The 18756-nt window shown below is 73.0% G+C and carries 20 protein-coding genes and 2 pseudogenes; 7 read left to right on the forward strand and 15 right to left on the reverse strand.

All coding sequences use genetic code 11. The annotated features are described in order from the left end of the window. The 6 genes and pseudogenes from GB864_RS18985 to GB864_RS14745 all read right to left on the reverse strand — a co-directional run. Window positions 1–1050, reverse strand: a 1050-nt coding sequence (locus GB864_RS18985) for a YhgE/Pip family protein (protein WP_202107262.1), incomplete at its 3' end; no start/stop codon positions are given. Further along, window positions 1047–3020 (reverse strand): MMPL family transporter, encoded by a 1974-nt coding sequence (locus GB864_RS14730; protein WP_419672793.1) that lies wholly within the window; start codon window positions 3018–3020, stop codon window positions 1047–1049. The genes GB864_RS14730 and GB864_RS18985, both read right to left, overlap by 4 nt. A 78-nt stretch (window positions 3021–3098) precedes the next feature. Beyond that, window positions 3099–4066 (reverse strand): annotated as a pseudogene (locus GB864_RS18220) (MMPL family transporter); the annotation flags it as partial. Window positions 4067–4217: 151 nt separating this feature from the next. Continuing rightward, window positions 4218–4664, reverse strand: a complete 447-nt coding sequence (locus GB864_RS14735; protein ID WP_160426390.1) for a nitroreductase/quinone reductase family protein — start codon at window positions 4662–4664, stop codon at window positions 4218–4220. A 54-nt stretch (window positions 4665–4718) separates the two neighbouring features. Continuing rightward, the gene (locus tag GB864_RS14740) at window positions 4719–5015 is read right to left on the reverse strand and encodes a DUF4287 domain-containing protein (RefSeq protein WP_160426392.1); all 297 of its coding nucleotides are present in this window, start codon (window positions 5013–5015) and stop codon (window positions 4719–4721) included. 94 nt (window positions 5016–5109) lie between these two features. Further along, window positions 5110–5511 carry a cupin domain-containing protein gene (locus GB864_RS14745; RefSeq protein WP_160426395.1) on the reverse strand — a complete coding sequence of 134 codons (402 nt, stop codon included), beginning with the start codon at window positions 5509–5511 and terminating at the stop codon, window positions 5110–5112. Between the two features lie 87 nt (window positions 5512–5598). Here GB864_RS14745 and GB864_RS14750 point away from each other — a divergent pair, with 87 nt between their 5' ends. Continuing rightward, the gene (locus tag GB864_RS14750) at window positions 5599–6588 is read left to right on the forward strand and encodes a DUF5937 family protein (protein ID WP_160426397.1); all 990 of its coding nucleotides are present in this window, start codon (window positions 5599–5601) and stop codon (window positions 6586–6588) included. Between the two features lie 94 nt (window positions 6589–6682). On the opposite strand, the gene GB864_RS14755 is transcribed toward GB864_RS14750, so the two are convergent. From GB864_RS14755 to GB864_RS14780, 6 genes are all read right to left on the reverse strand, one after another. Continuing rightward, a complete protein-coding gene (locus tag GB864_RS14755) occupies window positions 6683–7510 on the reverse strand; it encodes a MetQ/NlpA family ABC transporter substrate-binding protein (protein WP_160426399.1) in 828 nt (275 codons plus the stop codon). A gap of 71 nt (window positions 7511–7581) precedes the next feature. Further along, on the reverse strand, window positions 7582–8328 hold the full coding sequence (locus tag GB864_RS14760) for a methionine ABC transporter permease (protein ID WP_160426401.1): 747 nt from the start codon (window positions 8326–8328) through the stop codon (window positions 7582–7584). Next, the gene (locus GB864_RS14765; RefSeq protein ID WP_160426403.1) at window positions 8325–9302 is read right to left on the reverse strand and encodes a methionine ABC transporter ATP-binding protein; all 978 of its coding nucleotides are present in this window, start codon (window positions 9300–9302) and stop codon (window positions 8325–8327) included. Before GB864_RS14765 ends, GB864_RS14760 begins: the two co-directional genes overlap by 4 nt. Before the next feature lie 285 nt (window positions 9303–9587). Next, a complete protein-coding gene (locus GB864_RS14770) occupies window positions 9588–10430 on the reverse strand; it encodes a class II glutamine amidotransferase (RefSeq protein WP_160426405.1) in 843 nt (280 codons plus the stop codon). A gap of 455 nt (window positions 10431–10885) precedes the next feature. Further along, a complete protein-coding gene (locus GB864_RS14775) occupies window positions 10886–11791 on the reverse strand; it encodes a 3-methyladenine DNA glycosylase (protein ID WP_160426407.1) in 906 nt (301 codons plus the stop codon). A gap of 71 nt (window positions 11792–11862) precedes the next feature. Then, complete coding sequence (locus GB864_RS14780) at window positions 11863–12891, reverse strand: GlxA family transcriptional regulator (RefSeq protein ID WP_160426409.1); 1029 nt, start codon at window positions 12889–12891, stop codon at window positions 11863–11865. A 122-nt stretch (window positions 12892–13013) separates the two neighbouring features. Here GB864_RS14780 and GB864_RS18225 point away from each other — a divergent pair, with 122 nt between their 5' ends. The 3 genes from GB864_RS18225 (at window position 13014) to GB864_RS14795 (ending at window position 14893) form a co-directional block, all read left to right on the forward strand. Continuing rightward, entirely contained in the window at window positions 13014–13583 is a 570-nt protein-coding gene (locus tag GB864_RS18225) for a TetR family transcriptional regulator (protein ID WP_202107264.1), read from the forward strand. 418 nt (window positions 13584–14001) lie between these two features. Further along, window positions 14002–14418, forward strand: a complete 417-nt coding sequence (locus GB864_RS14790) for a DoxX family protein (protein ID WP_160426412.1) — start codon at window positions 14002–14004, stop codon at window positions 14416–14418. Between the two features lie 46 nt (window positions 14419–14464). Then, window positions 14465–14893: a VOC family protein gene (locus tag GB864_RS14795; RefSeq protein WP_160426414.1), complete on the forward strand. Its 429-nt coding sequence runs from the start codon at window positions 14465–14467 to the stop codon at window positions 14891–14893. Window positions 14894–15207: 314 nt separating this feature from the next. Here GB864_RS14795 and GB864_RS14800 read toward each other — a convergent pair whose 3' ends face one another. Continuing rightward, window positions 15208–15390 (reverse strand): hypothetical protein, encoded by a 183-nt coding sequence (locus tag GB864_RS14800; protein WP_160426415.1) that lies wholly within the window; start codon window positions 15388–15390, stop codon window positions 15208–15210. A 169-nt stretch (window positions 15391–15559) separates the two neighbouring features. Further along, window positions 15560–16195, reverse strand: coding sequence for a YitT family protein (locus tag GB864_RS14805; RefSeq protein ID WP_336604028.1), 636 nt, complete (start codon window positions 16193–16195; stop codon window positions 15560–15562). Between the two features lie 162 nt (window positions 16196–16357). Between GB864_RS14805 and GB864_RS14810 the strand changes: the two genes are divergently transcribed. From GB864_RS14810 to GB864_RS14820, 3 genes are read left to right on the forward strand one after another with little or no spacing between them, the layout of a single operon-like run. After that, a complete protein-coding gene (locus tag GB864_RS14810; RefSeq protein ID WP_160426419.1) occupies window positions 16358–16837 on the forward strand; it encodes an Lrp/AsnC family transcriptional regulator in 480 nt (159 codons plus the stop codon). A 42-nt stretch (window positions 16838–16879) separates the two neighbouring features. Then, window positions 16880–17617, forward strand: a complete 738-nt coding sequence (locus GB864_RS14815; RefSeq protein ID WP_160426422.1) for a type 1 glutamine amidotransferase domain-containing protein — start codon at window positions 16880–16882, stop codon at window positions 17615–17617. Between the two features lie 50 nt (window positions 17618–17667). Then, window positions 17668–18657, forward strand: a complete 990-nt coding sequence (locus tag GB864_RS14820) for a PfkB family carbohydrate kinase (RefSeq protein WP_160426424.1) — start codon at window positions 17668–17670, stop codon at window positions 18655–18657. Here GB864_RS14820 and GB864_RS14825 read toward each other — a convergent pair. Then, window positions 18654–18756 (reverse strand): annotated as a pseudogene (locus tag GB864_RS14825) (IS481 family transposase); the annotation flags it as partial. The gene GB864_RS14820 and the pseudogene GB864_RS14825 overlap by 4 nt on opposite strands.

Raw genomic sequence — 18756 nt, forward strand, 5'->3', positions numbered from 1 at the left:
GCCGGCGGCGACCTCGCCCGCCCCGGCATCGGCGGCGTCCACGCCCTCGACGAGCCCCGGAACGGCCGCGGCGAGCTCGCCGTTGCCGGCGGCGACGCCGTTCGCGCCCGCCGCGAGCGCGCCGACATCGGCGTTCGCGGCCTGCAACTGCGCGAGCGCGGCCGTTGCGCGGGTGCAGAGGTCCCCCGGACCGGGAAGGGCGCAGACCTGGGCGACGACGGCCGCGAATTGCGTCGTCGCCTCCGCCACGCCGCCCGCGAGGGCATCCGCGCCCGCGGCGACCTCGCCCGCGCCGGCGGCGAGCTCGGCGGTCCGGCCGGGCAGCGCCTGCACGGCGTCGTCGAGCTGGTCGAGGCCGTTCGCGAGGGAGCCGGCACCGGCATCGAGGGAGCCGAGCCCGTCCGCGAGATCGTTCGCGCCATCGGCGAGGGAGCGGGCGCCGTCCGCGAGCGAGTCGGCGCCGTCCGCGAGTGCGGACGCTCCGGAGGCCGCCTGCCCGATCTGCTCGCCGATCGTGTTGAAGCCCTGGTAGACGTTCGTCAGGTACTGCGCGATGAGCTGCTGATTGAGCTCGGCGGTCGCCGCGCTCGTCACCGCCGCCGTGAGCGACGGGTCGAACAGCGCGGACGCCGGCGTCGTCGTGACCGCGAGCGAGGCCTGCACGACGTCGGCCGCATCGCCGCCGAGCGAGGTCGCATCCGCCGAGAACGACGACGGGATCGTGAGGACCGCCGCATAGCGGCCCGTCGCGAGGCCCGCCGCCGCCTCGTCGTCGTTCGTGAGCACCCAGTCGAAGTCGCCCGAGTCGTCGTCGGCGAGGAGCCCGGCCGCGAACTGGCGTCCGAGCGGCACTGTCTGCCCGTTGACGTCGACGGGTGCGTCGTCGTTCACGATCGCCGCCGTGACGCGGTCGAGTCGGCCGGTCGGATCTGCGAGCGACCACGCGAGCAGCCCGCCGACGGCGACGGGGAGCAGCAGGAGCCCGACGATCGCGAGGGCCCGGAAGCGCGGTGCCCCGGCGGTGCCGGCGAACGCGCGCGGGGCGCTCACGGGACCCCCGCGGGCAGTCGGGCCGGGTCGGCCGCGGACGGCAGGGCCGCCTCGATGACCGGCGTCCCGGCGGGGAGCAGTTCCCGCGCCGCATGCTCGTCCTCGGCCGCGACGACGAGCGCGAGTCCGGGCGCGTGCGCGAGAGCGCGACGGAGCGCGTCGCGCAGATCGGCGCGGATCGAGGGCGCGCCGACGGCGTCGGCCCCGTCGAGGTACAGGATGCGGGGCTGCGCGTCGAGTGCGGCGACGAGCCGGTCGAGGACGCGGCGGTCGTCGTCGGCTGCACCCTGGGCGGGACCCGCGCCGTCCGGGTCCGCCGCGTCGAGGCGCACGAACGCCGTGCGACTGCGCACGCTCGCGCCGCGCGGCGGCACGGCGAGCCCCGTCACAGTGAGCCGTCCGGCGACGACCGGCAGCCTCCCGCCGAGGGCGAGCAGCAGTGCGCGACGCGCGGCCGCGGTGCCGCCCGTCACGACGAGGGCCTCGCCCGGCGCGAGGCGGACGGTCAGTCCGGCCGCGGGGTCCTCATCCGCATCGAGGGCGGCATCGGCGTCGACGGCGGTCCGGCCCGCGCCCGCGACGCGCACTCCCTCGGCGGCGATCGCATCCTCGGCGCCGGGCTCGGGCCAGTCGGCGAGCGCCAGCTCCTCCGCGAGGGCGTCGCCCTCGACGTCGAAGTGCGGCAGCGCGCGATCGAGGGAACGCGGCATGGTCCAGGCCGCGCGGCCGAGCAGGTGCAGCAGGGCGGGGATGAGGGTCATCCGCACGAGGAAGGCGTCGATCGCGACACCCGCCGCGAGGCCGAACGCGATCGGCTGGATCGAGGCGTCGCCGCCCGGCACGAACGCGACGAAGACGGAGAACATGATGATCGCGGCCGCCGTGACGACGCGGGCCGAGCCGACGAAACCCGTCCGGACGGCCGCCTTCGCGTCGCCGTTGCGGGCATACGCCTCTCGCATGCGGCTCACGAGGAACACCTCGTAGTCCATCGCGAGCCCGAACAGCACGCCCATGAGGATGATCGGCATGAAGCTGATGACGTCGCCCGTCGACTCGACGCCGAGTGCGTCGGCGCCGACCCCGTCGACGAAGACGAGCGTCGTGAGCCCGAAGGCCGCCGCGACCGAGAGCGCATAGCCCGCAGCGGCCGTGACCGGCACCGCGATCGAACGGAACACCATCGCGAGCAGCACGAGCGAGAGGCCGACGACGAGCAGTCCGAACGGCAGCAGCGCGCCGCCGAGCCGCGCCGAGATGTCGATGCCGGCCGCCGTGTAGCCCGTCACCGACAGCTCGACCCCGTACTCGTCGAGCCAACGGTCGTGGTGGGCGCGCAGATCCGCGACGAGTGCGGCCGTCGCCTCGGAGTCCGGCGCCCCGTCCGGGATGACCTGCACGATGCCCGTGTCGCCGGGTTCGTTCGGCGTCGCCAACGGCACGGCGACGACCCCGGGCAGCGCCGCGATCTCGTCGCCGAGGTCGTCCATGAGCCCGACCGGATCGTCCGACTGGATGACCTGCCCCGTCACGACGAGCGGCCCGTTCCAGCCCGGCCCGAAGTGCCGGTCGACGAGGTCGTAGGCGACGCGTCCCGGAGCGTCGGGCTCGAGGGTTCCGGCGTCCGGCAGGGCGAGCCGCAGCTGCGCGGCCGGCACCGCCGCCGCCCCGAGCGCGAGCACGACGAGCACGATCGTGAGCACCGGGATGCGCGTGACGGCGCGCACCCACCCGCCGAAGAAGCCGTGCACGGCCGGGGCGGGGACGGCGCCGTCGACGGGCGAGGAGCGATCGGCGCCGGAGTCGGGTTCGACATCCGATTCGCCCCGCGATTCGCCCCGTGGATCGACCCCAGATTCGACCCCTGGATCGACCCCTGGTTCGACCTCCGGGGAGGAGTCCGCGGGCGCCGCGTCGGCGGCCTCCCGCGCATCCGCGGCGTCGGTCGTCTCGTCGGGCGAACCGTCCATCGCGTCATCCGCGGCCCGCCGTCGCCGTCGCCGGGGCGCCGCACGCGTCCCGAGGAAGCCGAGCAGCGCGGGCGTGAGCGTCAGCGACACGGCCACCGCGAGCACGACGGCGAGCGCCGCCGCGGCGCCCATGAGGGTGAGGAAGGGGATGCCCGCGACCGCGAGGCCGAGTAGCGCGATGACGACGGTCAGCGCGGCGAAGACCACCGCCGAGCCCGAGGTCGCGACGGCACGGGCCGCCGATTCGGGCGGATCGAGCCCCTCGGCAGCTGGTCTCGGTGCCGGCTCACGATGAAGAGGGCGTAGTCGATGCCGACCGCGAGCCCGAGCATGAGCGAGAGCAACGGCGTCGTCGAGGTCACCGTCAGGAATGCCGTGCCCGTCACGACGATCGAGAGCGCTACGCCGACGCCGAAGAGGGCGGTCGCGAGCGGCAGCGCCGCCGTGAGGAACGCCCGGAACGTCGCGAGCAGCACGAGGTAGGCGACGAGGATGCCGAGGAGTTCGGTGATCCCGATGCCGGCCGGATCCTGGCTGAAGAGCTGGCCGCCGACGGCGACCTCGGAGCCGGGCGGCAGCGCCGCCTGCAGATCGCGCCCCGCCTGCTGGAGGGCCTCGGCCGTCGCATCGGTCACCTGCGCGGCCGGCACCGTCAGCGGGATGCCGACGAGGACCGCCGAACGGTCGGCGCTCACTCCGGACGTCGTGTCGTACGGCGAGGTCGCCGCGACGACCTGGGGGAGATCCGCGATCCCGGCGACGCCCGCCTCGACGGCGCGCTGGAAGTCGGGGTCGTCGACGTCGTCGCCGTCCGGTGCGGCGGCCACGAGCTGCGCCGATGAGCCGGCCACCTCCGGGAACGTGCGGGCGAGGGCGTCGAGGGCGTCCTGCGACTCGGTGCCGGGGATCGAGTACGTGTTGACGGTGCCGGTGCCGACGAGGGCGGCCGTCGCGACGGCGAGCGCGAGCACGGCGAGCCACACGAGGAGCACGAGCCGCCTCGCGCGGTAGGCCCACGCCCCGAGCGCGTACAACACGGATGACATGCCCGCACCTCTCCGGCCGTGAGGCTCACACTAGGGCCGGGGCCGATGCGGGCGCCGGGACGCCGGACCGGGCGTCCGGACGGGTGGCGGGCGCGGGGACGGCTCGCCGCTGCTCGGCCGACCGGCGCACCGACCCGGCCCGACGACCGGCTCAGCGCCGGCTCACCGCCGGCAGCGGGTCCGAGAACGGCAGCACGAGCGGTGTGCGCTCGAGACGGATGATCGGGATGACGCGCTCGACGTGCCGCTGGTGGTCGGCGAAGAACGGCGCACACTGGAGGATGAAGTTCCAGGCGTTGTCGCGCTCGTCGGCGCCGAGCACGTGGGCGACGGCGTCGTACTCGCCGTTCGCGAACTCGACGTGCACGTCGGGATCGTGGAGCACGTCGAGGTACCAGCCGGGGTGGTGGGGCGACGCGTTGCCGGACGCGACGACGTGGTCGGCGTCCGGCAGTGCGAGGCGCATCATCGGGGTGGTGTGCCGACGGCCCGACATGCGCCCGGTCGTGGTGAGCAGCAGCAGCCGGTCGCGGTGCATCCCCGGGGGCGTGCGCCCCTCGCGGAAAGCGGTCACGACGTCGTCGTCGTCCTGGGTCATGCACCTATGGTGAACTCGGGCCGACCCGCCGGCGCCGAACGGGAGACGCTCGGCTCAGCCGGCGTTCGCCGGGTTCGTCGCGGCCCCGTCGAGCCAGAGCGTGTCGCTCGGATCGCCGTGCGACGTGCCCGTGCCGACGTGCTTCGCGGAGATCTGCGGCCCCTTCGTGATGACGTGCACGAGGGCCATCGCATGGCCGCGGCCGAGGCCGTAGTCGGCGGCGAGCCATTCGACGATGGGCGTCGCCTTCGTGCCGGGGCCGAAGCCCTTCGCTTCGGCGAGCTCGAGGAACTGGCGCGGTGTGAGCCCTGTCTTGGATTCGATGTTGTCGAGGTAGGCCTGGAAGGACATGGTTGCTCCGATCGGTGCGGCGCCGCCGATGCGGCGCGGTCGTGGGTGCTGCGTGGACGTGCGGGTGCTGCGACGGTGCTGCGGGCGGAACGGGTCAGATCTCGGGGGCCGGTTCGCCGACGACGTCGGCGTACTCCTCCTGCACGACCCGCGGCGCGGCGTGGATGCCGAGGATCTTCAGCCGGCCCTCCCCGCAGTTCTTGAAGCCGTGCCAGACGTTCGCCGGCCCCGTCGCAGTATCGCCCGCACCGGCGACGAATTGCTCGCCGCCGACGGTGAAGCGGGCTTCGCCCTCGAGCACGAGCCACGTCTCGGGGTAGGGGTGGCGGTGCAGGTCGGGGCCCTCGCCGGGGGCGTTGTCGACGAGGAAGTACGAGATCGCGCCGCCGAAGTCGGCGCCCTCGAACTTCTGCGTGCGGCCGCTGCCGATGCGGAGCTCCTCGCCGTGCACGAGCGTCGCGATGCCGGTCTCCGCGGAGCCGATGGTCGTGGACATCCTGGGCGTCCCCCTTCGTCGTCGCGGCCGCGCGGCCGCCTCGTGAACAGGTTCCGGGATGGGCAACCCCGCCGCTAAGGTTTCGATGTGGATCGAAACTTCGTCGAGTTCCGCCTCGCCGTCGACGACGTCGGCGCCATCCGCTTCGGCGTCTCGCCGGGGCACGAGCTCTGCCACGCGATCCGCATCCTCCAGCGTCCGGGCGACTACCCGCTGCAATGGGGCTGGCTCCGCGCCGTGCAGGGTCGCGTGCCGCGCGAGGCGTTCGCGCTGCTGGCGAGCGTCATCGGCGAGCAGGGCTACTTCCCCGACTTCTTCACGGCGACGCCGCGCTGGGACCCGGATCCCGAGGACGAAGCCGCGCGACTCGGCGCGGTCCCCGACGCGGCGCTCCGCGTCGACCTCGGCAAGATGATCGACCGGTCCACGGGCGAGCGACGGGCCGCGATCGAGCGCCTCCGCGACGACCCGGCGGGCACGCGCCTGCGCCTCTCGACGGCGTGGGCGGACGCGTGGGACGCCCTGGTCGCGCCGTACTGGACGCAGATCGAGCGGATGCTGCACGCCGACATCGCCGTCCGAGCCCGCCGCATCGCCGTCGGCGGGCTCGGCGCCGCCGTCGGCGGCCTGCACCGTCGGGTGAGCTGGCGGGGCGACGCCGTCCGCGTCGAGCTCCGCGCCTTCACGAAGGTGCTCGACTGCCGCGGCAGCGGGCTCGTGCTCGCGCCGTCGGTGCTCGGCTCGGCCGGTCCGTTCGTGCTCACGAACCCGCCCGTCGAGCCGACGGTCTTCTATCCCGCGCAGGGCGTCGGCGCCGACTGGCACCGGCGCACGGTCGACGCCGAACGCGCGATCGCCGCCCTCGTCGGGCCGGCTCGCGCGGGCATCCTGCTCACCGCGCATCAGGCGCGCACGACCGGCGAGGTCGCCGCCGACCTCGGACTCGCGATCTCGACGGCCTCCCACCATCTCGCGGTGCTGCGCGAGGCCGGACTCGTCGACTCCCGGCGCGACGGCCGCGCCGTGCGGCACGTGCGCACGCCCCTCGGCGAGGCGGTCGTCGGCGGGGCGGGCTGATCCCGGCATCCGCTCGCGCCGGCGGAACGCGAGACGCCCGGCCCCGCGCGAAGGCGGGACCGGGCGTCGGGTCGGCGCCGAGGCGCCGCGGCGATCAGGAGACCGGGACGATGAGGCCGTTCCAGGTCTCGTCGATGTAGTCCTTCGTGCGCTGGTCGGTGAGCAGGTCGACGAGGGCCGCGATGCGGGGGTCGTCCGCGAGCTCGGGCGTCGTCGCGAGGATGTTGTAGTAGGCCGAGTCGGTGCCCTCGATGAGGATCGCCTGGTCGTCGGTGAGGCCCGCCGGGATGGCGAACGAGGCGGTCACGAAGACGGCGTCGTTGTCGGGCAGCGTGAGCGCGAGCGAGGCGTTCTCGACCTCGGTGAACTGCAGGTCGAGCGGGTTCGACGTGATGCCGTCGAGGTTCGTCGCGCCGTCCTCGATCTCGATGACGCCCTCCGAGGCGAGCAGGCCGAGCGCGCGGCCCTCGTTCGTCGGGTCGTTCGGGATCGCGATCGAGTCGCCCTCGGCGAGCTCGTCGAGGCTCGACAGCGACTCGCTGTAGAACGCGGCGGCGGGCAGGTAGATCTCGCCGGCCGAGACGAGGTCGGAACCCGTCTGCTCGTTGTAGGTGTCGAGGAAGCCCTGGTTCTGGAACAGGTTCGCGTCGGTCGAACCGTCGCTGAGGGCCGGGTTCGGGGTGTTGTAGTCGGTGAACTCGACGTACTCGATGTCGAGGCCGACCTCGTCGGCGAGGTTCTCGTCGACCCAATCGAGCAGGTCGCCCGCGGGCGTCGGCAGGGCGCCGACCGTGATCGTGCCGAGGGTGCCGTCGGCCGGCGCCGCGTCGTCGGAGCCCGACGAGCAGGCGGCGAGGCCGAGGGTGAGCGCGGCGACGGAGCCGAGGGCGAGGGCGGTGCGGATACCGGTGCGGATGGACATGGAACTCCTCGTGGGTGTGCGGTGCGATGCGGGTGCTGCGGATGCGTGCAGCGGAACAGCGGGACCGTCGGTCAGACGGCGGCCGGGTCCGGCGGACGATGGGCGGGGAGGGCGCGCGAGCGGCCGCGGGAGCGGTCCAGTCGGCGCGCGAGCGCGTTGCAGCCCCACTGGATGAGCTGCACGAGCACGAACAGGATGACGATGACGGCGATGATGTGCGCCCAGCTGTAGCGGTGCAGGCCGTAGGTGAGCGCGACGTTGCCGAGGCCGCCGCCGCCGACGACGCCGACCATCGCCGAGAAGTTGATGATCGAGGTCGCGGTCGTGGCGACGCCGAGCACGATCGACGGCAGCGCCTGGGGGAGCACGACGCGACGCACGAGTTGCCACCGGGTCGCGCCGAGGGAGTCGGCCGTCTCGAACAGGCCGGCGTCGACCTCCTTGACGGCGATCTCGACGACGCGGGCGAAGAAGGGGATCGCGACCACGGTCAGGGGCACGATCGCCGGGCCGGTGCCGATGAAGGAGCCGACGAGCCAGCGCGTGAACGGGATGAGCGCGATCATCAGCACGATGAACGGCACCGAGCGGCCGAGGTTCACGATGAACCCGAGCACCTGGTTGAGGATGCGGCCGCGGCGGGTGGATGCGCCGAGGAAGCCGCCCTCCTCGGTGCCGACGAGCAGGATGCCGAGCGGCAGGCCGATGACGATGGTGATGAGCATCGCGACGCTCGTCATCCAGAGCGTCTCGAGGGTGCCCTTGCCGAGCACTTCGAGGAAGTCGGGCCAGAACGCGGGGTCGGTGACGTCGATCATCGGCTGCTCACCGCCTCCGCGCGCACGCCGCGTTCGGCGAGGAACGTCACGGCCTGCGCCGTCGCCTCGCCGCCGCCGGGGATCGCGAGCCGCGTGCGGCCGGCCTGCTGCCCGCCGATCGTCTCGATCGTCGCGCCGAGGATCGACACGTCGAGACCGAGGTCGCGGGCGAGCAGCGCGATGGTCGGGCGTTCGGCCTCGCCGCCGGCGAAGGTCAGGTCGAGGATGCCGAAGCCGGGCAGGTCGGGGGCCTCGCCGAGCGGGAAGAGGTCGTGGGCGAGGCGGGAGCCGGGGGTGTTCACGAGGTCGAGCAGCGGGCCCTGCTCGACGACGCGGCCGGACTCCAGCAGCGCGGCGCCGTCGCAGATCTGCTTGACGACCTCCATCTCGTGCGTGATGAGCAGCACGGTGAGGCCGAGGTCGGCCGAGAGCCGCTGCACGAGCGCGAGGATCTGCCGGGTCGTCTCGGGGTCGAGAGCGCTCGTGGCCTCGTCGCTGAGGAGCACGTCGGGCTTGGAAGCGAGGGCGCGGGCGATGCCGACGCGCTGGCGCTGACCGCCGGAGAGCTCGGACGGGTAGGCGTCGGCGCGGTGGGCGAGCCCGACGAGGTCGAGCATGTCGCGCGCTTCGCGCTTGCGGTCGCCGCGCGTACGGCCGACGGCCTCGAGGGCGAACTCGACGTTCTGCGCCGCCGTGCGGTTGCCGACTAGGTTGAAGTGCTGGAACACCATCCCGATGCGGTGCCGGGCCGCGCGCAGCTCCCGTCCCTGCAGCGCCGAGAGCTCGACGTCGTCGACGACGACGGAGCCCGAGTCGGGCCGCTCGATGGCGTTGACGAGGCGCAGCAGCGTGGACTTGCCGGCACCGGACTGGCCGACGACGCCGAAGATCTCGCCGCGGCCGACCTGGATGCTCACGTCGTCGAGCGCGCGCACGTCGCCGTACGAGCGCGACACGTGGTCGATGGTGATCATGGGGGGCTCCGGATCTGGAGGCGGAAAACGAGAACGCGGCGGCTGCCGAATGGCGCCGTCGCGTTCGATGGGATGTCTCCATTCGACCCTATGCAGCGGCTGTCACGAAATCCGATGACCCCCGGTTGCGCAAGATCCTTCGACGGATACCCGGATTCCAGCACACGACGAAGCAACCTCTTCGATGGAACGTCGATGCATCGAAGCATCCTGCAATCGTGGATGGACTGCGCGAATATGCGCCGAATCCCGGATCGAGCCGGATTCCGCACTCGATCGGGCGCTTCAGGCGGCGGCGCGGAGGAACGGCTCGTCGCGGTAGCCGTCGGGTCCGAGGATCCCGACCGTCGACTCCGGCATCTCCACGAAGGCGCCCGGCAGGTCGTTGAGCGGCTCCGACACGATGACGCGCGCCGTCGGGTCGAAGGCGTGCAGTCGCTCGGCGTCCGGGTACTGCTCGCGGAGGGCCGTGAGGTCGGCCGAGACGTACAGCGTCCGGGACGTGCCGAGGCTCGAGTGCCGGAACGCCCAGATCCGTTCGCCGTCGCTCACCGCGATCGTGCCCTGGAACGGCTCGGCGACGCCGTGCGCCCGGCCGGTCTCCTCGATGAACTCGACGGCCCGGCGCATCGCCGCGACGGGGTCCTGCGCGAGGCCGAACGTGAGGGCGAGGTGGAAGAGCACCTCCGAGTCCGTCGTCCCGCGGATGAGCGGGAAGAACTCCGGATCGACCCGCAGCATCAGTTCGCGTCGCACGTGCCGCCAGCCGCCGATGCGGCCGTTGTGCATGAAGAGCCAGTGCCCGTGCCGGAACGGGTGGCAGTTCGTCTGCTGGATCGGCGGGCCGGCCGCCGCCCGCACATGCGCGAAGAACAGCCGCGAGTGGATGGCCCGGGAGATCTCGCGGAGGTTCTCGTCGTGCCAGGCGGGCTCGATCGAGTGGAACAGGGCGGGCGTGCCCACGGCATCACCGCCGATCGGGTACCAGCCGAGGCCGAACCCGTCGCCGTTGACCGTCTCCGCGCCGAGCGGCGAGTTCAGCGACTGCCGCACGAGCGAGTGGGCGGGGTCGAGCACGAGCAGCGACGGATGCAGGGCGCCGCCCCGGTACGCGAGCCAACGGCACATCGCGATCGCCTCCTCGGCATCCGACTCGGCCGCAGACCGGCCGGTTCGGACACTACGCCGACGGGCGCGCTCCGGCAGCCGATCGCGAGCGGCTGGCACGCCGGAGCCTCGGGCGCGCCCGGATGACGCTGGCGGTCGCGGCCGGGCGACGGGCGATCGGGCGCGCCCGGATGACGGTGGCGGACGCGCCCGGATGACCCTGGCGGTCGCGGTCGGGCGACGGGCGATCGGGCGCGCCCGGATGACGGTGGCGGACGCGCCCGGATGACGCTGGCGGTCGCGGCCGGGCGACGGCAGAATGACGCCCATCACCGATCGAGGAGGCCCGTGATGACCGAGACCCTGCTGCACGCCGCGCTGTGGACGTTCCTGGCCGTCGACGGCCTCCTGCTGGTGATCGCGATCGTGGGGCTCAGCACCGCCAAGAAATAGCGCCGCTCGGTGCGGCAGCGGGCTCAGCCCCGGTCGACCGGGCCGAGCCAGGCATCCAGGATCGCCGCGCGCAGCGCGTTCCCGCGCTCCGCGAATCCGCGCTGCCGGCGCACGTACTCCGCCTTGCCCTCGGGGGTCTCGATCGTGACGGGCGCGCCTCCCCACGCGGCCGCGTCGTACGGCGAGGCCTCCATGTCGAGCGTGCGGATATCACGGGCGAGCTCGAACGCGTCGAGCAGCAGTTCGCCGGGCACGAGCGGGCCGAGCTTCATGGCCCACTTGTAGACGTCCATGCCGGCGTGGAGGCAGCCGGGCTGCTCGAGCTCGGGTTGGAGTTCCCGCGTCGGCGCGAAGCGGTTGCGCGGCACGGCGTCGGGCGTGAAGAAGCGGAACGCGTCGAAGTGGGTGCAGCGCAGGTCTGCGGCCTCGACGACGGCGTCCGTGCCGTCCTGGCCGAGTCGCAGCGGCACCGCATGCCGGTGCTCGCCCTGCCGGTAGACCATCGCCCACTCGTGCAGGCCGAAGCAGCCGAAGTGCCCGGCCCGTCCCGCGGTCAGCCGCAGGATGCGCTCGATGCCGGCGAGCATCGGCGCCTTCTCGCGGGCCATCGCCGCGGCGTCGACGAGCAGCGAGCCGGGCTCGGAGCCGGGTGCGTACCATCGCCAGCCGGCGCGCTCGCCTGCAGCGGCATCCGCCAGCACGACCCGGGGCCCCGGATGCCAGCGCGCGAGCTGCGCGGGGGAGAACGGGTAGTACGTGTAGAGGAAGTCGTCGACGGGATGCGTCTCGCCCCTCGTCGCCCGTTCGCGTCGGCCGGCGGTGAGCGCCTCGGCCCGCTCCCGATGCGCCGTCTCGCGGGCGCGCCACTCGTCGGCGTCCAGGATGCGGACGCGCGCGGGCGCGTCGGCGGACGGGGAGACGGCGAGCATGCTCCGAGGCTAACCCGGCGCGCTGGCCGGATGCCCGGCGCGAACGCCCGCAGAGGGCTCCGATGGACTCGTCAGGAGACGAGTTCGAGCGTCGGGTCGGCCGTTGCCGCCCCCGAGGCCGCAAGGGCGGATCGGAAGCGGCGCTGGTACTGCGAGGGGGAGATGCCCAGGCGCGCGATGAACGAGCGCCGCAGTGCCTCCGGGCTGCCGTAGCCGGACTGCGCGGCTGCGGCAGACACGCTCATACCGGATTCGAGGTGCACGCGGGCGACGTCGAATCGCACGGCAGTCACGTACTCGGCGGGGGACTGGCCGAGTTCCTCCCGGAATCTCCGCCCGAGGTGGCGCGGGCTCACGGCGACGAGGCGCGCGAGCTCGGGCACGCTCCACGGGTGCGCAGGGTCGGCGTCGACGAGGTCGGTGGCCCGACGCACGATGCTCGCCTGGGGGGCGCGGGCGCGCAACGGCACGGAGAACTGCGACTGCCCGCCCGAGCGCTGCAGGTAGACGAGGAGGAGTTGCGCGATCTGCCGCGCGATGTCGGGGCCGTGGTCGTCCTCGACGAGGGCGAGGGCGAGGTCGATTCCCGCCGCGACGCCCGCCGACGAGGCGACGTCGCCGTCGCGGATGAAGATGGCGTCGGGTTCGACGGTGATCGCCGGGTAGCGGCGGGCGAGGTCGGGCACGAACTTCCAGTGCGTCGTGGCGCGCCGCCCGTCGAGGAGGCCGAGTTCGGCGAGCACGAACGCGCCGCTGCAGACCGAGACGACACGTCGCGCGCGGGCGGCGAGCAGTTCGGCGGCCTCGAGCACCGCGCCGCGCGCGAATTGCTGCGGCGGCAGCTCGCTGCCGGGCACGATGAGGGTGTCGATCGCGTCGAGTTCGGTGGCCGCGCAGCGCACCGAGACGGTGCCGCCGAGCGACGTGCCGACGTCGCGCCCGTCGGGGCTCACGAGCAGGATCTCGTAGTCGTCGACGGCCTGGTTCGCCTCGACGAAGACCTCGGCCGGTCCGACGTAGTCGAGGGCCTTGACGCCGTCGAAGAGCAGGATTGCGATGCGGCGTCGTGTACGACGGCGGGGCTCGAACGGCGGGGTCATGTCTGCATTGTTCTGGAACGATCCCTCCACAACAAGCTCGATGTCCGAATTCGTGGGATTCACGTCCAGATCGATCCCTCGGAATCGGCCGTGGGCCCCCCGAACTGGGCTAGCCTCGCCAAGTGCCTCGACCTCGAGCCTTCGACGAGCGTGCCGTGGAAGACGCGGCGCGGGAACGCTTCTGGTCCCACGGATACGCACGCACGACGATGCAGGACCTGGCACGGGCGACCGGCATCGGCAACGGCAGCCTCTACGCCGCGTACGGCAGCAAGATCGGGCTCTTCCGAGCCGTGCTCGCCCAGTACTGCGGCGCGAAGGTCGAAGCGGTGCGGCTCGCCCTCGGCCGCGGCACGACGCCGCAGCAGGCCGTGACGTCGCTCTTCCACTCCACCATCGAGGACTGCGTCGAGCAGCCGGGTCGGCGGGGCTGCCTCCTGCTCAACACCGTCACCGAGGCCGCCGCGGACGAGACCACGCTCGGCATCTGCCGCTCCGCGAACGCCGACATGGAGCGCGCGATCGCCGACGCCATCCGCGGTGCGGAGGGGCTCGCGGCTCGCGACGTCGACCTGCTCGCCGCTGAGATCCTCGTCGTCGACCAGGGCCTCATCCAGGCCAGCCGGTTCGGCGCGGATGCCGGCGAGCTCCGGGCGATCGCCGCCGACTACTGCGCGCGGCTGCCGATCTGAGACGCAGGGCGTGCCGGCCGCGCGCACCCGACGATTTCGGACGCTCCCGTCTGATTCCGTGGGGTGGCCGCGACGGTCCGGCCGGATCGGTGGGATTTGCGGCCGAGCGGGCAGGGGCGCCGTGCGCCGCAGTGCGGCAGAGTTATCGCGTAGGGGGAACATCGCGGCACCCGTTCCGGGAGCCGCGCCACCGGGGAAGCCGCATCGTGTGCGGTACCAGGTGAACAGGGGAGAGCGCCGAGCGGTCGGCCGATCGGGGGATGACCGACCGCTCGGGCTCTATTTCCACGTGTCGCCTCGCGCGCAGCGCCGATGTCCGGCCCTCCCGCTTCCGCCGTCGGGGGGCCCGGCCGCCGAAGCCTGGACGGACGCGGGGAGCGGCGCGTAGCGTCGAGTCATCCGATGACGAGGGGGCGCGATGGGCGAGGACGACACGATCGAACGGACGCGGGGCCGCAGCCTCGCCCGGTGGCTGCTCGGCCTCGGGCTGGTCTTCGCCGGCACGAGCCATCTGCTGTGGGCGCGGCAGGAGTTCCGCGCGCAGGTGCCCGAGTGGGTGCCGCTCGACGTGGATGCCGTCGTCGTCGGCTCCGGTGTCGCCGAGATCGGGCTCGGCGCGGCGCTCGTCGCGCTGCCGAAGGAGCGCTCCCGCATCGGGTGGATCGTCGCCGCGTTCTTCGCCGCCGTGTTCCCCGGCAACATCGCGCAGTACACCGGCAAGCGCGACGGCTTCGGCCTCGACACCGACCGCAAGCGCCTCGTGCGGCTGTTCTTCCAGCCCGTGCTCATCGCCTGGGCGATCTGGTCGACGCGGCCGAGGCGCCGGGCATCCTGACCGCGTCGGGGCGAGCGTCCCGGAGCGCTGAACGAAAGGCACGACCATGGCGAACCTCGTCGTCCACTTCGAGATCCACGCGTCCGACCCCGAGGCCGCGATCACCTTCTACTCCGACCTGCTCGACTGGACCTTCACCGAGGCGATGCCCGGCCAGTACTGGGTGATCGGCACGGGCGAGGGCGCCCGAACCGGGCCCGACACGCCCGGCTTCGGCATCAACGGCGGGCTCGTGCAGCGGCGCGGGCCGAAACCGGAGGTCGGCGGTCCCGTCACCGGCGCCGACCTCGTGATCGCGGTCGACGACGTGGACGCGATCCACGCCCGCGGCATCGAGCTCGGCGGCGTCGACGCCGTCGCTCCCATGGACATGCCGGGCGTCGGCCGCATGGCCTACCTGCTCGACCCCGACGGCAACGTGTTCGGCTTCCTCAACCCCGTCACGAGCGACGGGGTCTCGCAGATGGGGATGTGAGGCCCGCTCGCAGATCGTCGCGCTTCGTCTTCGAGGAGCCGCGCGTACTCGGCGTCGATTCGTCGCTCCGCAGCGTCGGCACCGGTCTCCTCGAACTCGCGCAGCAGCTCGGAGATCGTGACGGGCGACCACGGCGACCACGGCGCGGCGTCGCGATCGGGCGTTGGGACTGCCGGCCGGTCCGGCGTCGCGGGCGCTCCCTCGGAATACGACGACTCGTCCGAGTCCGCTTCGCCGAGCCCCGCGATCGCGCCGGGAGCGCGCAGCGGCGCGCCGCCGAATCGCACGCCGGCCCGGTCGTAGACGAGCACGGCCTAGGGCGGCAGGTGATCGAGCGCGGCGGCGTCGATGTCGGGGTGATGGAGTTCCGCGAGCGAGCGCAGCATCCGACGGCGCCCCTCGTGGGCGCGATCGAGCAAGCAGCACGCGATCCGGATCGCGCCGCGTGCGATCAGCACGAGCGCCAGCAGGACGAGCACTCCGTGGAGGAGTTTCATGGTCATCGCCTCCCGAACGGTCTCCGGGCGATGCGGGGTGTGCGGCGCCGGAGCCGTGCCCTCATCCTGAGGAGCATTCACCTCGAGGCGCGAGTCCGGGAAGACGCGGATGCTCCGCCCCGACGTTTCCGGACGATGCCGATCGCGCCCGACGGCCGGGCAGGCCCGGTCAATGACCGGTGTAGCGGCCCGGGCGGTGGTTGATCGCGAGGGTCAGGTTGAGCACGGCGGCGCCGAGGAGCGAGGCGGCGACCATCCACGGGGTCAGCAGGGTGAACGCGAAGAGCACGACGGTCGCGTCGAGCGCGAGCTGCACGTAGCCGGCCCGCCAGCCGAGGCGGTCCTGCGCGATGATCGCGAGGATGCTGAAGCCGCCGACGCTCGAACCGTGGCGGAAGATGATGAGCAGGCCGACGCCGACGATGAGGTTGCCGAGCACGCTGCCGTAGACCGGGTCGACGACGAGGTCGGTGAAGAGCGCCTGGTTCACGCTCGAGAGCACCGACACGGCTGCGACCGTGAGCGCCGAGCGCAGCGTGAACCGCCAGCCCTTCATCGGCAGGGCGAGCAGGAAGAACGGCGCGTTCACGACGAAGAACAGCACGCCGAGCGGCCAGCCCGTCGCGTAGTTGACGAGCAGGGCGACGCCCGCCGTGCCGCCGGTGGCGACGCCGGCCGACTTCAGGATGAACAGCCCGACCGAGGCGAGCAGCGCACCCGTCGCGAGACCGGTGACGTTGTCGAGGACGGAGTGGGGGACCGACGCGGACGACCCCGGCGATGCGGGGGAGGCTGCGGGCTTCACGACGGCGGGAAGGCTGGAGGTCTGGGTCGCCGTCACGAGCGGGCGAGGAGCGTCGGGGAAGCCTGGGTCACCGGGAAATGTTCGCGCGGCGTAGGATGCTCGCGCAACAGAACCCGCTTCCACTGCGCAGTCTGCGCAGTGAGGTCTTGAATCGAGGTCGATATGCCCGCTCCGAACTCCGTCGACGCCTTGGACGCTCGCATCCTCCTGGCCCTCGACGACGACCCCGAGGCGAGCATCCTGAGCCTCTCGCGCACCCTCGGCATCGCCCGCAACACGGTGCACGCGAGACTGCGGCGGATGACCGACGGCGGCGTGCTCCGCGCCTTCAGTCGGCGCGTCTCCCCGACGGCTCTCGGCTACCCGCTCACGGCCTTCCTCTCCCTCGCGCTTAATCAGCGCATTGCGGGGGAGACCCGACAGGCCATGCTCGACATCCCCGAGATCGTCGAGATGCACGCGATCTCGGGTGACCACGACGTGCTCATCAAGGTCGTCGCCCGCGACACGGGCGACCTGCACCGACTGACCCACCGCATCCTCGCGATCGACGGCGTGCTGCGCTCGAGCACGGCCATCTCGCTCGAGGAGCAGTTGCCGACCAGACTCCGAGCATTGCTCGAGGTCGCAGCCGCCGACTGAGGCGGGCAGACTGGGAGAACGACTTCCGGAAGGGGCCCGCGAATGGCCAACGTCCTCATGATCGTCACCGCCGCCGACGCGATCGAACTCGTCGACGGCACCTCGCAGCCTACGGGCTACTGGGCGGAAGAGCTCGTCGTCGCTCACCGGGGCCTCCGCGGCGCCGGCCACGACGTCGTCGTCGCGACGCCCGGCGGCAAGCCCGCACCGGTGGATCCCGGCTCGATCGACCCCGAGCAGATCGGCGACGACCTTTCGGCCGAACTGACGGCCTACCTCGAGCTCATCGCCGAGGAGCTCGAGCACCCGCAGGTGCTCGCCGAGCAGTCGGTCGTCGACTACGACGCCGTCGTGCTGCCCGGCGGCCACGGCCCGATGGTCGACCTCGCGATCGACGCCGACCTCGGACTGCTGCTCGCGGAGGCCGACGCGACCGACGTCGTCATCGCGCCGTTCTGCCACGGGCCCGCGGCGCTCACCTCCGCCATCGCCCCCGACGGGACCTTCGTCTTCGCCGACCGCCTGCTGACGGTCTTCACCGACGCCGAGGAGCGCGCCGGCGGCCTCGGCCTCGCGACCCCGTGGTGGGTCGAGGGACGCCTCCTCGAACTCGGGGCGATCGTCGAGTCGGCGAAGCCGTTCGAGAGCCACGTCGTGCGCGACGGCAACCTCATCTCGGGGCAGAATCCGCAGTCGAGCGCGGCCGTCGTCGAAGAGGTGCTCGACGCCCTCGACGAGTACGAGGACGACGATCTCGGCGAGGTCGACGAAGAGGAGTAGCCCGCACGGGCGCGACGTCGGGCGCGGGAACGGGCGGCTAGGGTGGCCGTGTGAGCCAGCAGTCCGGCAGCGGCGCCGGAACCGGCGTCCGCCATGAGGTCCTCGTCGTCGGCGAGGCGCTCGTCGACGTCGTGCATCGACGCAGCGGCGTCGTCGACGAAGCCCCCGGCGGCTCGCCCGCCAACGTCGCTCTGACCCTCGGCCGGCTCGGCCGTCGGGTGGGCCTCGCGACCTCGCTCGGCGACGACGAACGCGGCCGAGCGGTGCGCGAGTGGCTCGCCGAGTCCGGGGTCGAGGCGTCTCATGTCGGCGAGCAGGCGGGGCGCGCGGCGCGCACGTCGACGGCCACCGCGATCCTCGACGAGACGGGCGCCGCGCGCTACGAGTTCGACCTCGACTGGGTGCTCGATGCGGCCGCGCTCGAGGAGTCCGCGGCCGCCGGCGGCGCGTCGCATGTGCACGTCGGCTCCGCCGGCGTCTCGCTCGAGCCGGGCGCCGCCGTCGTCGAGCGCTTCGTCGCCGGCCGGCGGAGCGAGGCGACCGTCACGTTCGACCCCAACGTCCGACCGAGCCTCGTCGACGACGAGGCGGCCGTGCGCGCGGGCATCCATCGCGTCGCCGCCCTCGCCGACCTCGTCAAGGCGAGCGACGAGGACCTCGCGTGGCTCGCCCCCGGTGCGGAGCCGCTCGACACCGCCCGTGCGTGGTGCGCCGCGGGCGTGCCCGTCGTCGTCGTCACGCGCGGGGCCGCCGGGCTCTGGGCGTCGACTCCCGCCGGCGAGATCGCGATCGCCGCCCCGCGCGTCGAGGTCGCCGACACGGTCGGCGCCGGCGACACCGTCATGGGGGCGCTCATCGACGCCCTCGTCGGACACGGGCTCACCGGCCCCGAGGGGCGCGACGGCTGGGCGGGCGTCACCGCGGGGGACTGGGCGAGGATGCTCGCGCGCGCTGCTGCGGCCGCAGCGATCACCGTCTCCCGGCCGGGCGCCGATCCGCCGAACCGGGCCGAGCTCGACGAGCGGCTGCGCCCGGCCTAACTGTGATGTCCAGGCAGGTTGTTGAGTCTGCTGATGGGTGGGGCTCCGATCGCGGAGTGGCGCCTGTGCTGATTGTAGAAGTGGAGCCAGCTGGGTAGG

The organism is Agromyces seonyuensis (genome assembly GCF_009789225.1).
GTDB lineage: Bacteria > Actinomycetota > Actinomycetes > Actinomycetales > Microbacteriaceae > Agromyces > Agromyces seonyuensis.

Excerpts from the sequence above, each read along its gene's own strand:
- GB864_RS14740 (WP_160426392.1), bottom strand. The coding sequence starts at position 5,015 with ATGTCCTTCCAGGCCTACCTCGACAACATCGAATCCAAGACAGGGCTC.
- GB864_RS14780 (WP_160426409.1), bottom strand. The coding sequence starts at position 12,891 with ATGACCCCGCCGTTCGAGCCCCGCCGTCGTACACGACGCCGCATCGCA.
- GB864_RS14745 (WP_160426395.1), bottom strand. The coding sequence starts at position 5,511 with ATGTCCACGACCATCGGCTCCGCGGAGACCGGCATCGCGACGCTCGTG.
- GB864_RS14775 (WP_160426407.1), bottom strand. The coding sequence starts at position 11,791 with ATGCTCGCCGTCTCCCCGTCCGCCGACGCGCCCGCGCGCGTCCGCATC.
- GB864_RS14730 (WP_419672793.1), bottom strand. The coding sequence starts at position 3,020 with ATGGACGGTTCGCCCGACGAGACGACCGACGCCGCGGATGCGCGGGAG.
- GB864_RS14735 (WP_160426390.1), bottom strand. The coding sequence starts at position 4,664 with ATGACCCAGGACGACGACGACGTCGTGACCGCTTTCCGCGAGGGGCGC.
- GB864_RS14790 (WP_160426412.1), top strand. The coding sequence starts at position 14,002 with ATGGGCGAGGACGACACGATCGAACGGACGCGGGGCCGCAGCCTCGCC.
- GB864_RS14810 (WP_160426419.1), top strand. The coding sequence starts at position 16,358 with ATGCCCGCTCCGAACTCCGTCGACGCCTTGGACGCTCGCATCCTCCTG.
- GB864_RS14800 (WP_160426415.1), bottom strand. The coding sequence starts at position 15,390 with ATGAAACTCCTCCACGGAGTGCTCGTCCTGCTGGCGCTCGTGCTGATC.
- GB864_RS14770 (WP_160426405.1), bottom strand. The coding sequence starts at position 10,430 with ATGTGCCGTTGGCTCGCGTACCGGGGCGGCGCCCTGCATCCGTCGCTG.
- GB864_RS14765 (WP_160426403.1), bottom strand. The coding sequence starts at position 9,302 with ATGATCACCATCGACCACGTGTCGCGCTCGTACGGCGACGTGCGCGCG.
- GB864_RS14755 (WP_160426399.1), bottom strand. The coding sequence starts at position 7,510 with ATGTCCATCCGCACCGGTATCCGCACCGCCCTCGCCCTCGGCTCCGTC.
- GB864_RS14815 (WP_160426422.1), top strand. The coding sequence starts at position 16,880 with ATGGCCAACGTCCTCATGATCGTCACCGCCGCCGACGCGATCGAACTC.
- GB864_RS14760 (WP_160426401.1), bottom strand. The coding sequence starts at position 8,328 with ATGATCGACGTCACCGACCCCGCGTTCTGGCCCGACTTCCTCGAAGTG.
- GB864_RS14795 (WP_160426414.1), top strand. The coding sequence starts at position 14,465 with ATGGCGAACCTCGTCGTCCACTTCGAGATCCACGCGTCCGACCCCGAG.